This window comes from Mesorhizobium sp. Primo-A, assembly GCF_003997175.1.
In the GTDB taxonomy this organism is placed as follows: Bacteria; Pseudomonadota; Alphaproteobacteria; order Rhizobiales; family Rhizobiaceae; genus Mesorhizobium; species Mesorhizobium ciceri.
Genome location: NZ_RZTG01000002.1, coordinates 184,393 through 198,095, shown reverse-complemented (window position 1 = coordinate 198,095; position 13,703 = coordinate 184,393). Strand labels below are relative to the sequence as shown.

12 protein-coding genes are annotated in these 13,703 nt (G+C 63.5%); 4 read left to right on the top strand and 8 right to left on the bottom strand.

The window, feature by feature from the left end:
* Nucleotides 1-36 precede the first annotated feature (36 nt).
* The 7 genes from EOC83_RS03730 to EOC83_RS03700 all read right to left on the bottom strand — a co-directional run bounded on the left by EOC83_RS03730 (nt 37) and on the right by EOC83_RS03700 (nt 7,586).
* Complete coding sequence (locus EOC83_RS03730; protein ID WP_013528020.1) at nt 37-1,464, bottom strand: gamma-aminobutyraldehyde dehydrogenase; 1,428 nt, start codon at nt 1,462-1,464, stop codon at nt 37-39.
* Between the two features lie 95 nt (nt 1,465-1,559).
* The gene (locus EOC83_RS03725) at nt 1,560-2,375 is read right to left on the bottom strand and encodes an ABC transporter permease (RefSeq protein WP_024503371.1); all 816 of its coding nucleotides are present in this window, start codon (nt 2,373-2,375) and stop codon (nt 1,560-1,562) included.
* Nucleotides 2,365-3,315, bottom strand: a complete 951-nt coding sequence (locus tag EOC83_RS03720) for an ABC transporter permease (RefSeq protein ID WP_210183137.1) — start codon at nt 3,313-3,315, stop codon at nt 2,365-2,367. The genes EOC83_RS03725 and EOC83_RS03720 overlap by 11 nt, the downstream gene beginning before the upstream one ends.
* Before the next feature lie 14 nt (nt 3,316-3,329).
* Nucleotides 3,330-4,340 carry an ABC transporter ATP-binding protein gene (locus tag EOC83_RS03715; RefSeq protein WP_063169923.1) on the bottom strand — a complete coding sequence of 337 codons (1,011 nt, stop codon included), beginning with the start codon at nt 4,338-4,340 and terminating at the stop codon, nt 3,330-3,332.
* A 228-nt stretch (nt 4,341-4,568) separates the two neighbouring features.
* Entirely contained in the window at nt 4,569-5,723 is a 1,155-nt protein-coding gene (locus tag EOC83_RS03710; protein ID WP_063169922.1) for an ABC transporter substrate-binding protein, read from the bottom strand.
* Between the two features lie 219 nt (nt 5,724-5,942).
* A complete protein-coding gene (locus tag EOC83_RS03705) occupies nt 5,943-6,854 on the bottom strand; it encodes a LysR substrate-binding domain-containing protein (protein WP_013528025.1) in 912 nt (303 codons plus the stop codon).
* A gap of 75 nt (nt 6,855-6,929) precedes the next feature.
* The gene (locus EOC83_RS03700) at nt 6,930-7,586 is read right to left on the bottom strand and encodes a DedA family protein (RefSeq protein WP_081714289.1); all 657 of its coding nucleotides are present in this window, start codon (nt 7,584-7,586) and stop codon (nt 6,930-6,932) included.
* Nucleotides 7,587-7,849: 263 nt separating this feature from the next.
* Here EOC83_RS03700 and EOC83_RS03695 point away from each other — a divergent pair, with 263 nt between their 5' ends.
* Entirely contained in the window at nt 7,850-8,299 is a 450-nt protein-coding gene (locus tag EOC83_RS03695) for an Rrf2 family transcriptional regulator (protein ID WP_063169921.1), read from the top strand.
* A complete protein-coding gene (locus EOC83_RS03690) occupies nt 8,289-9,188 on the top strand; it encodes an NAD(P)/FAD-dependent oxidoreductase (RefSeq protein WP_063169920.1) in 900 nt (299 codons plus the stop codon). The genes EOC83_RS03695 and EOC83_RS03690 overlap by 11 nt, the downstream gene beginning before the upstream one ends.
* Here the strand turns inward: EOC83_RS03690 and EOC83_RS03685 are convergent.
* A complete protein-coding gene (locus EOC83_RS03685) occupies nt 9,185-9,961 on the bottom strand; it encodes a DeoR/GlpR family DNA-binding transcription regulator (RefSeq protein ID WP_013528029.1) in 777 nt (258 codons plus the stop codon). The genes EOC83_RS03690 and EOC83_RS03685 overlap by 4 nt on opposite strands.
* Before the next feature lie 403 nt (nt 9,962-10,364).
* Here EOC83_RS03685 and EOC83_RS03680 point away from each other — a divergent pair, with 403 nt between their 5' ends.
* Nucleotides 10,365-11,252: a phosphotransferase family protein gene (locus tag EOC83_RS03680; protein ID WP_063169919.1), complete on the top strand. Its 888-nt coding sequence runs from the start codon at nt 10,365-10,367 to the stop codon at nt 11,250-11,252.
* Complete coding sequence (locus EOC83_RS03675; protein ID WP_063169918.1) at nt 11,249-13,702, top strand: FAD-dependent oxidoreductase; 2,454 nt, start codon at nt 11,249-11,251, stop codon at nt 13,700-13,702. The genes EOC83_RS03680 and EOC83_RS03675 overlap by 4 nt, the downstream gene beginning before the upstream one ends.
* The last annotated feature ends 1 nt before the right edge of the window (nt 13,703 follow it).

Below are 13,703 nucleotides of genomic sequence, written 5' to 3'. Positions count from 1 at the left end.
CCGATCCACCTTCTCCCACAAGGGGACAAGGCAAAACTAGCCATGCGCAACCATCACATGCCGCACGGCGGTGTAATCCTCCAGTGCGTAGAGCGACATGTCCTTGCCGTAGCCGGACTGCTTCAACCCGCCATGCGGCATCTCGTTGGTCAGCATGAAGTGGGTGTTGATCCAGGTGCAGCCATATTGCAGGCGGGCGGCCGTCGCCATGGCGCGCGAGACATCCTTGGTCCATACGGATGACGCCAGGCCGTAGTCGCTGTCATTGGCCCAGTTCACCGCCTCGTCGACTTCCGAAAAACGAGTAACCGAGACGACCGGGCCGAACACTTCGCGGCGCACGATCTCATCTTCCTGCAGCGCGCCGGCGACGACGGTCGGCTGGTAATAGAAGCCGGAGCCCTCGCCCGGCTTGCCGCCGGTGGTGATCTCGATGTGTTTCAGTTCCGAGGCGCGCTCGACGAAGCTCGAGACGCGGTCGCGCTGGCGGCGCGAGATCAGCGGGCCGATTTCGTTTTCGGTATCGTCGGGGCGGTCGTACTTGATGGTCGAGACGGCCGAGGAGAGATCGGCGACGAGCTTGTCGTAGATCTTCTTGCCGGCGTAGATGCGGCAGGCGGCGGTGCAGTCCTGGCCGGCATTGTAATAGCCGAAGGCACGCAGGCCGTTGACCACGGCGCCGAGGTCGGCGTCGTCGAAGACGATGACCGGCGCCTTGCCGCCGAGCTCGAGATGCGTGCGCTTGACCGACTTGGCGGCCGCCTGCAGCACCTTCTTGCCGGTGGCGACATCGCCGGTGATCGAGATCATGTTGACCTTGGGATGATTGATCAGCGTGTTGCCGACGCTGTCGCCGCGGCCGAGCACGACATTGACGACGCCTTCGGGCAGGATGTCCGCAAGGATTTTTGCCAGCTTCAGCGCCGTCAGCGGTGTCTGCTCGGACGGTTTGAAGACGACGGTGTTGCCGCCGGCGATCGCCGGCGCCAGCTTCCAGGCCATCATCATCAGCGGATAGTTCCACGGCGCGATGGAAGCGACGATGCCAATGGCATCGCGACGGACCATCGAGGTGTGGCCGGGAATGTATTCGCCAGCGACGACGCCCGGCATCGAACGGACGGCGCCGGCGAAGAAGCGGTAGCAATCGACGATCGCCGGGATTTCGTCATTGAGCACGGCGTTGATCGGCTTGCCGCAGTTGAGCGCCTCGAGCGTGGCGAACTCCTTCGCGTCGGCTTCGATGCGGTCGGCGATCTTCAGCAAATAGCCGGAGCGCTGCGCCGGCGTGGTGCGCGACCACAAGACGAACGCCTGTTCGGCAGCAGTGACCGCCGCCTCGATCTGCGCCTGGCTGGCCTCGGGCAGGTTGAGGATGGTCGCCCCGGTCTTTGGATTGAGGATCGGCTCCTCGGTCTCGGTGCCCTTCTCGAATTTCGAGCCGATCAGCATCTGGGTGTCCATAAGGTTTCTCCCTTTACAGAAGCGAGTAGCGAGTAGCTGAAAGCGAGTAGGGTTTGACCGTCGATCCCTATTCGCTACTCCCTATTCGCTGTTTTTCATTTCCCGCTTCCAGCGATCTGGTCGCCGTCACGGGTGAGGTAATAAGCGGCAAGGATCGGCAGCAACGTCACCAGCATGACGACCATGGCAACGACATTGGTGACCGGGCGCTGGCGCGGACGGATCAGTTCTTCCAGCATCCAGATCGGCAGCGTCTGCTGCTGGCCGGCGGTGAAGGTGGTGACGATGACCTCGTCGAAGGACAGCGCGAAGGCCAGCATGCCGCCGGCAAGCAGCGCCGTGGCGATGTTGGGCAGCACGACATGGCGGAAGGTCTGAAAACCGTCGGCGCCGAGATCCATCGAAGCCTCGATCATCGAACCGGAAGTGCGGCGGAAACGGGCGACGGCGTTGTTGTAGACGACGACCACGCAGAAGGTGGCGTGGCCAAGCACGATCGTCCAGAACGAGAACGGGATGTCGGCCAGCGAAAAGGCCGAGCGCAGCGCAATGCCGGTGATGATGCCGGGCAGCGCGATCGGCAGGATGACCAGCAGCGAGATGGTTTCGCGGCCGAAGAATCTTGTCCGCGACACCGCCGCCGAACAGAGCGTGCCGAGGATGAGCGCGATCGCCGTCGAAATCGCGGCCACCCTGACCGACAGCGACAGCGCCTGCCAGACATCTGGCCGGTTCCAGGTCACGGCGAACCACTGCGTCGTCAGCCCTGGCGGCGGCCAGACGAAACTCTTCTCTTCGGTGGTGAAGGCATAGACGAAGATCAGCAGGATCGGCAGGTGCAGGAACAGCAGCCCGCAGGCGGCGGCAATCTTCAGGCCGAGCGGAGCCGACTGGGAACCATCAGAGCGCATCGAAGGCCCCCATGCGCTTGGCGCCCCAGAGATAGAAGCCCATGATGACGATCGGCACCACGGTGAAGGCGGCGGCGAGCGGGATGTTGCCGGCGGTGCCTTGCTGCGAATAGACCGCCTGGCCGATGAACAGACGCGAGGTGCCGATGATCTGCGGGATGATGTAATCGCCGAGCGTCAGCGAGAAGGTGAAGATCGAACCGGCGACGATGCCCGGCAGCGCCAGCGGAAACAGCACGTTGCGGAAGGTCTGTCCCGGTGAAGCGCCGAGGTCGGACGAGGCCTCGACCAGATTGCCGGGCACGCGCTCGAGCGCCGCCTGAACGGGGAGGATCATGAACGGCAGCCAGACATAGACGAAGACGATGAAGGTGCCGGTGAACGATACCGACAGGGAATTGCCGCCGACGATCGGCAGCGACAGCCAAGCGTCGAGAACCCACAACAAATGTAGCTTGGCGAGCAGCCAGGTGAGGATGCCTTCCTTGGCCAGGATCAGCTTCCAGGCGTAGATCTTGACCAGATAGCTGGACCACAGCGGCAGCATGATGCCGAGATAGAACAAGGCCTTCCAGCGGCCGCGCGCATAGCGCGCCGCGTAGTAGGCGATGGGGAAGGCGATGACGGCCGAGGCCAGCGTGACCAGAGCCGCCATCGTCACCGTGCGCAGGATGATGTCGAGATTGGCAGCCTGGAACAGATCGCCATAGGTCTTGAGCGTGAACTCGCGGTCGATGAGGCCGGAAAACTCGTCGATGGAGAAAAAGCTCTGCGCCAGCAGCGCAAACAGCGAGCCGATATAGACGATGCCCAGCCACAAAACCGGAGGCAGCAGCATGAGCAGCAACAGGACCTTCGGCTTGCGCCAGAAAAGGTCCGACAGAGCGCCGCGCAGACCGCCGCTACCCGGCAGGATGGCGGGAGCGGTTGCACGCATCATGGCGGCGTCGAGGCTCATGCCGGCTCGTCCATCAGATGCAGGTGCTCGCGGTTGAAGGTCAGCACAACCGCCTCGCCTTCTGCCGGCAAGGCGATGCCGGCCGGCACGATGGCGTGCAGCCGCAGCCCGTCGGCGTCGAGCGCCAGCTTTGTCGTGGCGCCGAGATAATTGGTCGAGATGAGGCGGGCCGATACGCCTTCACCACTTGTGACCCCCTTGGCCGCGCGGCCGACGCGAATGGATTCAGGGCGGAGACTCCCCCAGCGATGCTGGCCGGAATAGCGCTGCACGAAATCCGGCGGCAGCACATTGGAGGAGCCGACGAAATCGGCGACGAAGCGGGTCCTCGGCCGCTGGTAGATATCTTCCGGAGTGCCGATCTGCATGATCTTGCCATCGTTGAAGACGGCGACGCGGTCGGCCATCGACAGCGCTTCGCCCTGGTCGTGAGTGACGAAGACGAAGGTGATGCCGAGCGCCTTCTGCAGCGACTTCAACTCCTCCTGCATGTTCTCGCGCAATTTGAGGTCGAGCGCGCCGAGCGGCTCGTCGAGCAGCAGCACCTTTGGCTGGTTGACCAGCGCGCGGGCCAGTGCCACGCGCTGGCGCTGGCCACCGGAAAGCTGGCCGGGCCGGCGGGCGCCATAGCCGGGCAGCCGCACCAGTGACAGCGCCTCTTCCGCCGCCTTGTGCCGCTCAGCCTTGCCGACGCCCTTGACCATCAGCCCGTAGGCAACGTTGTCGAGCACGTTCAGATGCGGGAACAGCGCATAATCCTGAAACACGGTGTTGACGTTGCGGCGATAGGGCGGAACGCCCTCGGCGCGGTCGCCGAAGATCGAGATCGAGCCCGATGTCGGCTGCTCGAAGCCGGCGATGAGGCGCAGGCAAGTGGTCTTGCCGGAACCAGACGGCCCGAGCATGGCGAAGAACTCGCCCGGCGCGATGTCGAGATCGACCGCGTCGACCGCGCGCACGCTGCCGAAATGGCGCGAGGCTTTCTGGAAGGAGACGGCGGAGGTCATGGGCTGTCAGTCCGTTGCCGGTTTGATGTGTTGATGTCGCGCGACGTCCTATCTCCCCCTTGTGGGGGTGAGAAGTGATCCGCATAGCGGAGGAAAGCCAATTGCTTGGCTTTTCGAGCTTCGAACGCCTGAGCCTTGCGAAGGGCCAGGCACTGCCACGAACTGCCGAGCAGACCCCACCCAGACGCTATGCGTCGACCCTCCCCACAAGGGGGAGGGCAAGGATGCTCATCGTCCGCCGATGACGCCGATATAGTCCGACACCCAGCGATAGTAGGGCACGCACTGATCGTTCTGGGTGGCGCATTTCGACACCGGCGTCTTCCAGAACTTGATCTTGTCGAAGTTCTCGTAGCCGTTGGTCTTGCAACCCTCGTCGGTCAAAAGCTCATTGCCCTTGCAGGCGGCGGGCACGACGGGCAGTGAGCCGAACCAGGCTGAGACATCGCCCTGCACCTTCGGCGACAGCGAATGTTCCATCCACATATAGGCACAGTTGGGGTTGGCGGCGTCGGCCTCCATCATGGTGGTGTCGGCCCAACCGGTGGCGCCCTCCTCCGGGATGGTGGAAGCGACCGGCTTCTTGGCGGCGACCAGCGTGTTGACCTGATACGGCCACGAGCCGGAAGCGACGACGCCTTCGTTCTGGAAATCGTCGACCTGGATGGCGGCGTCGTGCCAATAGCGGCCAACCAGTGTGCGTTGGACGCGCAGCAATTCGAGCGCCGCCTTGTACTGGCCCTCGTTCAGTTCATAGGGATCCTTGATGCCGAGTTCCGGTTTGTGGAACATCAGATAGTTGGCCGCATCCGCAATGTGGATCGGCCCGTCATAGGCCTGGACGCGGCCCTTGTTGGACTTGCCGTCCGGCAGCTTCATTTCCTCAAAGACGATGTTCCAGCTCTTGGGAGCCTCCTTGAACACGTCGGTGTTGTACATCAGGACGTTGGGACCCCACTGGTAGGGAACGCCGTAGTGGGCGCCGCCGACGGTGAACCACGGCGCGTCCTTGAGGCGCTCGTCGACCGTCTTCCAGCTCGGGATGAGATCGGTGTTGATCGGCTGCACGCGCTTGCCGGCAACGAGGCGCAACGAGGCATCGCCCGAAGCGGTGACGAGGTCGAAGCCGCCCTCATTCATCAGCGAGACCATCTCGTCGGAGGTGTTGGCGGTCTTGACGTTGACCTTGCAGCCGGTCTCCTTCTCGAAGGAAGTCACCCAGTCATAGCCCTTGTCGGTTTCGCCGCGCTCGATGTAGCCCGGCCAGGCAACGATGTTGACCTGGCCTTCGCCCTTGCCAAGTTCCTTGACCTGGGCGACGGCCTGACCGGAAAAGGTCAGCGCGACCGTCAGAGCAGTGCATGACTTCAGGAATGAATTCATTGTCGATCTCCCATTTAGGCGCCTGACCCTGAAAGCCGGTTTCGGTCTTCGTTAGGGGTCACGCGCGGACTGAAAACTGTCAGTTCGTCCGTTGGGCTTGATGCCGCTCTGATGGCGGCTTTGGTCCCTGAACCGAAAGTGCTTTGAAAATTCCGGTTTCGCAAATTCATTTATCAGAAGGGCGATATCGGTTTTTCCGATAGATGTGCAGCCGGCGTCTCAGGGACGCTGGCGGACCGTCCGTTGCGACTGGGCAAGACCGATGAAATCGCGCGCGGCCTGCGGCAGACCGGAGCCGCGCCGCCAGACCATGCCGACCTGGACCACCGGCAAGGAGCCGGAAATATCGCGCGATTCGATGCGGTCGCCTTCCAGCGACCAGGGCCGGTAGACGAGATCGGGCAGCAGCGCCACGCCGGCACCGGTGGCGACCAGACTGCGCACGGCCTCCACGGAACGGGTGCGGAAGGCGACATGCGGCTTGGCGCCGATCGCCGTCAGCAGCTTGCCGGTATTCTCCTCGATCTCGTCGACGGTCAGCATGATCAGCGTTTCGGAGGCAATGTCGCCAATGCTGATGATGTCGGCGCCGACGAGCGGATGACCGAGCGGCAGCCACAGCCGATAGGCCGAGACTTCGAGGATTTCCGACTGCAACGCGGTGCGGTCGCGCAAATTGGAGGTGACCATGACGGCAATGTCGAGCTTGCCGCCGATCAGGAGGTGTTCGAGATAATCGCCATTGTCCTCGATGGCAGAGACCTCGACGCCGGGATAGGCACGGCGGTAGCGGGCGAGCAGATCCGACAGCACATAGCCGGCGACCAGCGAGGTGACGCCGAGCTGCAGCCGGCCGGCCGCCACCGCCTGCTCGCCGGAGAAAGAGCGACGCGCGTCGGAAACATCGGCGAGGATTTTCGTCGCATGGCGCAGGAACTGGTGACCCTTGTGGGTGATGTTGAGGCCGCGCGGGTGGCGTTCGAACAGTTCGACGCCGAGATCGCTTTCGAGTTCCTTGATCGCTTCGGTGACCGACGATTGCGAGATGGAGAGGTTCTGGGCGGCGCCCGAGACCGTGCCTTGCTCGGCAACGGCGATGAAGAACTGCAGCTGGCGGATGGTGAAAGCCATGCCCGGACTAAACACCGGCGGCCGAATGAAGGAAAGCCGACTGCAGAGCTTATCCCATGACCTGAGAGCTGGCGCTCAACCGAGCGCCAACTTGATGCGCCGCCGGCATGCGGGGCCATAGCGCAGCGCAAGCATGAATGCCGTCTCCAGAGCCACGACGATGACAATGATGCGCAGGCCCACCGTGAAGGAGTCCCGGCCGCTGCCGCGCAGCAGATAGCCGGTGGTGAGAAAGCCCGCGTTCCAGAACGTGGCGCCGAGCAGCGTCGCGGCCGCGAAGGGCAAAGCGGGCAGACAGAGTGCGCCGGCGGCGATCGGCAGGTAATTGCGCACAGTCGGGATGAACTGCGCCAGCAAGGACACCCGGACGTGATTGCGCCGATAGGCCTGGCCGAGCCTGCGGTAGGTCGCGTGACGCAGGAACACGTACTTGCCGAAACGCTCGACCAGCCTGTCGGCACGGTCAGGTCCAACCCGGCGGCCGACCGCATACCAGACAAGGCAGCCGCTGGCGGACGCAAGCGTCGTCACCATCAGCAGGATCGCCAGCGTCGAAGCATCCGGCGCCGCCGTCATGCCGAGGAACAGCAGCAGCACATGCGAGGGCGGAATTGGCAGGATCTTTTCGGTGAAGGCGAGGCAGAAAACGCCCAACAGACCGAAGCCGAGGATGGCTGCCAGCGGCCCCGTCATGCGAAGCGACATGGTGACGCCGACACCAAACGGTGCCACGGTCCATCTCTGGAGAAAAGACAAAGCATCAGGCAACCTTCATCCTGGATCCAACGCTTCGATCGGTCGGCGTGGCGTTTGCTGCAGTCAGCGTCGGACCCGAAATCCGTTGCATATGTCGGGTCCGACGCCTTGGCGCCGGCATACGAGGCGAATCGCGCACCGACTGGTTCTGTTTGCCGCGAATGGATTGCGTGGACATTGCGCCTCGGCGCGGACGAGACGTGTTTGACATCGACACCAATCGTAACTAACTAAGTTACATGAAGCGCAACAGCCGACTGTCCTCTACCCTGCACATTCTCGTCCACATGGCCGAGAAGCCCGAACAGGCGCTGACCTCCGAGCAGCTTGCCACCTTCATCCACACCAATCCGGTGGTGGTCCGCCGCACCATCGCAGGCTTGCGCGACGCCGGCATCGTCACCTCGTCGCGCGGGCACGGTGGCGGCTGGCTGCTCGGGCGGGCGCCCGAGAAAATATCCCTGGCCGAGATCAGCGTCGCCCTTGGCGAGACACTGCTGCCGTTCAGCACCGATCCGGAAAGCCCCGGCTGCCTCGTCGAGCAGGCGGTGATCGCCGTGCTCGACGATTTTCGCAACGCCGCCGAAAGGCTGCTGGCGGAGAAGCTGAGCCGCATCACGCTGGCTGACCTGACCGCCGATTTCCGCCGCCGTTTTGACCTCATTGGAGTCTCCAGCCATGCAGTATGATCTTGCCGTCGTCGGCGGCAGCTTTGCCGGCCTGTCCGCCGCCATCCAGGTGGCGCGGGCAGGACGCAAGGTGCTGGTGATCGACGCCGGCCGGCCGCGCAACCGCTTTGCCGAGCATTCGCACGGCTTCCTCGGACATGACGGGCGCGCGCCCGGCGCAATCCTGGATGACGCAAGGCGCCAACTACTGGCCTATCCGACAGCCAGGGTTGTCGACGGGCGCGCCGACAAGGCCCTTGCCGCTGGCAGCAGCGATTTCGAAATCACCACCGAGGGTGGCGAGACATTCGGCGCGGCACGGCTGGTACTGGCCACTGGGGTGCGCGATATCCTGCCGGAGGTTGCCGGGCTTGCCGAGCTCTGGGGAAAGAGCGTGCTGCACTGCCCCTATTGCCACGGCTACGAAGTTTCCGGCGGGCCGCTCGGCGTGCTCGCAACCGGTCCGATGTCCATGCATCAGGCACAGCTGATCACCGATTGGGGCGATGTCACGCTGTTCGGCAATGGCCTGTTCGAGCCTGACACAGAGCAGATGCGCGCGCTGGAGAGCCGAAAGGTGCGGTTTGAGCCCACCAGCGTTGCCGAGCTAGAGGAAGACGGCTCCGGCGGATTGATCGTCCACCTCGACGACGGCAGAAAGGCCGGCGTCAGGGCGGTGTTCACCGCTCCGCGCAATATCATGGCCAGCCCGCTGGCCGAACAGCTCGGCTGCGGCTTCACCGAAGGCCTCCTCGGCCCGGTGATATCAGTCGACGACAGGCAGCAGACGACCGTGCCCGGCGTCTACGCCGCCGGCGACGCGGCACGTTCGATGCACAACATCGCCCTTGCAGTATCGGGTGGCACCTTTGCGGGCGTCTGCGCCCACCAATCGCTGGTCTTCGGCTAGAACCCGGCTTCCGCGCCGGCGATGCTGAGCCGGGCGCCGGCCTGCGCAAGGGCGGCGGCCAGGTCGTGCGGCGGCGAGCGGTCGGTGGCGAGTTCGGAAAAGCTGTCGAAGCCGCAGACCTGGACCAGACCAAGACGGCCGAATTTCGAGTGATCGGTGATGACGAGGGACCGCTGGCCGCGCGACAGCACCATGCGGGCGAACTCGGCCTCATCCAGATCAAAATCCATGACGCCCATCACCGCGTCGACGCCCCCGGTGGAAATGATGGCGTGACTGACCGAGAAGCGACTGACAAAATCGATCGCCGAGGCGCCGAAAGCAGCACCGGAATCGCTGCGCAACTCGCCGCCGGCCATATAGACCTTGTTGCCGTTGATGGTGGCCAGCGTGCGGGCGATGTCCGAGGAATTGGTGACGACCGTCAGGCGCCGGTGGCCGAGCAGTTCACGCGCAAGGAACGAGGTCGTCGTTCCGGTGTCGAGCATGATGGATTCCCCGTCGCGGATGGTGGCGGCGACCATGCGGGCAATGACGCGCTTGGCGTCGGCGTTCTCACGCATGCGCCGCTCGAACGGCGCTTCGCCGATCATTGACGGCAGGCCGATGGCGCCATGCATCTTGAGGACAGAGCCATCACCGGTCAGCGGCTTGACGTCGCGGCGCACCGTCTCGAGCGACACGCCCAGCCGGTCGGCCAGACTGGCGATGGTGACGGTGCCCTCTTCCTGCAGGAGCCGCAGGATCTCGCCGTGTCGTTTGGACTGGGCCATCTGGTTTCCCGAACTGATGCTCTTGACCGATTCTAAGGTAATTCAATTGCTTTTAAAGGAACTACCTTATGCTTTCAGGCAAAATACCCAAAAAAAGTCACAGCTTTTTATTGACAAGCGGGAAACCCTGGCGTGAAATCAAAGACATTAACAGGCTTCAGATCTGCGACTGGGGGCAGAGCCGCAACTCAGCGATCAGGCCGTTTGGAACGTGCCTGTACAAGGAATTTTCAGATCCGCGGGGGCGGATGCCGGGCTCAAAAACCTGGCCAAGGGGCTCGTCGGTGCGGTGCGGGATACCGATCCTGGCGTCCCGCACCGACGAGATTATTTACGTTTCTCCCCGCCGTCGTTGCGCTGTTCACGGCGCCTTGTCGAAGCCCAGCAAACCAGGGATGATTCCGTGACCGCCGAAGACCGCATCCGCGCCCTGCCCTGCTGGACCGGTGGCATCGAGATCGCACCGCTGCCCGGCGGTCTGAGCAACGCGAATTATGTGGTCACGGACGCGGCGGGACGACACGTCGTGCGCTTCGGCAAGGACTATCCGTTCCACCATGTCTTTCGCGAGCGCGAGGTGATGACGGCGCGGGCGGCGCATGCCGCCGGTTTCGCGCCGGCCGTCCGCCATGCCGAACCGGGCATCATGGTCACAGAGTTTCTCGGCGCCAAGACCTATCTCGCCGAGGACGTACGCGCCAATCTTGGCCGCGTCGCAGCCCTGATGCGCGCCTTTCACCGGGAGATGCCCACTCACGTCTCCGGCGCCGGCTTCATGTTCTGGGTGTTCCATGTCATTCGCGACTATGCGCGCACGCTTGAAGAAGGCGGCAGCCGCAAGCGCAGCGACCTGCCGCGCCTGCTGACGCTGGCCGACGAACTGGAGCGCGCGCAGAAACTGCTGCCGATCGTCTTTGGCCACAATGATCTGTTGCCGGCCAACATTCTCGACGACGGCAACAGGCTGTGGCTGATCGACTTCGAATATGCCGGCTTCAACACGGCGATGTTCGACCTCGCAGGCGCCGCCTCCAACGCCGGCATGAGCGACGAGGAATCCTTCGCCTTCCTGACCGCCTATTTCATGAAGGAACCGGACGAAGCGATCCGCCGTTCGCACGCGGCCATGCAATGCGCCTCGCTGCTGCGCGAGGCGATGTGGAGCATGGTGTCCGAGCTCTATCTCGACGCGCCCGGTATCGACTACGTCGCCTACACCGAGGAAAACCTCGCCCGGCTCGACACGGCGCTGGAAAACTACAGAACGAAGTACGGGATGCAGAAATCATGACATTGCCGACCCAGGCCGCCATCGTCGTCATCGGCGGTGGCATCATCGGCTGTTCGACGGCTTATCATCTGGCGCGCGACCACAAGGCCGATGTCGTTCTGCTCGAACAAGGCAAGCTGACCTCGGGCTCGACCTGGCATGCCGCCGGCCTTGTCGGCCAGTTGCGCTCGTCGGCTTCGATCACCCGCGTGCTGAAATACTCCGTCGACCTCTACAAGGGCCTCGAGGCCGAGACCGGCCTTGCCACCGGCTGGAAGATGACCGGCTGCCTCAGGCTCGCCACCAATGCCGACCGCTGGACCGAGTACAAAAGGCTGGCGACGACGGCGAAAAGCTTCGGCATGGACATGCAATTGCTATCACCGGCGGAAGTCAAGGCAATGTGGCCGCTCATGGAAACCGGCGATCTTGTCGGCGCCTCCTGGCTGCCGACCGATGGCCAGGCGAGCCCCTCCGACATCACGCAGTCGCTGGCCAAGGGCGCGCGCATGCATGGCGCCAAACTGTTCGAGGATGTCCGCGTCATCGGCTTCGAAATGAAGGACGGCCGCATCACGGCGGTGAAGACCAACAAGGGCGACATTGCTTGTGACAAGGTGGTCAACTGCGCCGGCCAGTGGGCGCGGCAGGTCGGCGCCATGGCCGGCATCAACGTGCCGCTGCAGCCGGTGAAGCACCAGTACATCATCACCGAGAAGATCGACGGACTGGCGACCGACGCGCCGACCATCCGCGATCCGGACCGGCGCACCTATTTCAAGGAAGAGGTCGGCGGGCTGGTGATGGGCGGCTATGAGCCGAACCCGCAGGCCTGGGCTACTGGTCTCCCCGGCGGTGACGTCCCCAATGATTGGGAATTCAGGCTGTTCGACGATGATTACGACCATTTCGAGCAGCATATGAGCCAAGCGATCGCGCGCGTGCCGGCACTGGAAACCGTCGGCGTCAAGCAGATGATCAACGGGCCGGAGAGTTTTACGCCGGACGGCAATTTCATTCTCGGCACAGCGCCCGAATGCGCCAACATGTTTGTCGGCGCCGGCTTCAACGCCTTCGGCATCGCCTCGGGCGGCGGCGCTGGCTGGGTGCTGGCGCAGTGGGTGGTCGATGGCGAAGCACCGCTCGACCTGTGGGTGGTCGACATCAGGCGCTTTGCTAATTTGCACCGTGACCGTCAGTGGGTCTGCGACCGCACGCTGGAGGCCTATGGCAAACACTATACGATCGGCTTTCCGCATGAGGAGTATGCCAGCGGGAGGCCGCGCATCGTCTCGCCGCTCTACGACAGGCTGAAACAGCAAAATGCCGTGTTCGGCTCGAAGCTCGGCTGGGAACGGCCTAACTGGTTCGCGCCCGAAGGCGTCGAGCCGCAGGACATCTATTCGATGGGCCGGCAGAACTGGTTTGTGGCGGTCGGCGACGAACACCGGCATGTGCGCGAAAAAGTCGGCATCTTCGATCAATCCTCCTTCGCCAAATACGAGCTGAGCGGGCCCGATGCGCTGAAGGCGCTGGACTGGGTCTGCGCCAACGACGTCAGCAAGCCGGTCGGCCGGCTGACCTACACGCAGCTTCTCAACACACGCGGCGGCATCGAGGCCGATCTGACGGTGGCGCGGCTGGCCGAAGAGAAGTTCTACATCGTCACCGGCACAGGCTTCCGCACGCATGATTCCTCGTGGATCGGCGATCATATCGGCGAAGGGCTCGATGCCAGGCTTGTCGATGTCACCGAGGATTTCGGCACGCTGTCGCTGATGGGTCCTCGGGCGCGCGACGTGCTTTCGGCCGTGACCGAAGCCGACGTCTCAAACGTGAGCTTCCCGTTCGGCCATGTGCGTGAGATTGCCATCGCCGGCCACACAATTCGGGCGCTGCGCGTCACCTATGTCGGCGAACTGGGCTGGGAACTGCACGTGCCCATCGCGGCCACCGGCGAAGTCTTCGACGCGCTGATGGCGGCAGGCAAAAAGCACGACATCCGCCCGATCGGCTATCGGGCACTGGAATCGCTGCGGCTGGAAAAGGGCTATCGTGCCTGGGGCTCCGACATCACGCCCAACGACACGCCGCAGGAAGCCGGGCTCGGCTGGGCGGTCAAGCTGCGCAAGAACACGGATTTCATCGGACGGCGCGCGCTGGAGAAGACCGGCGGCACGGCAATGAAGAAACGCTTTGCCGGCTTCACGGTCGACGACCCCGAGATCGTGCTGCTCGGCCGCGAAACCATCCTGCGCAATGGCGAGCCTGTCGGTTATCTCACCAGCGGCGGTTATGGCTATACGCTGGGCAAGACCATCGGCTACGGCTACGTGCGCAACGCCGACGGGGTCAGCGACGATTTTCTCGCCTCGGGCGACTACGAACTGGTGGTTGCGATGGAGAGGACGCCGGCCAAGATCCACCTCGAGCCGATGTACGACCCGGCAGGCGCGAGGGTCAAAGCGTAGG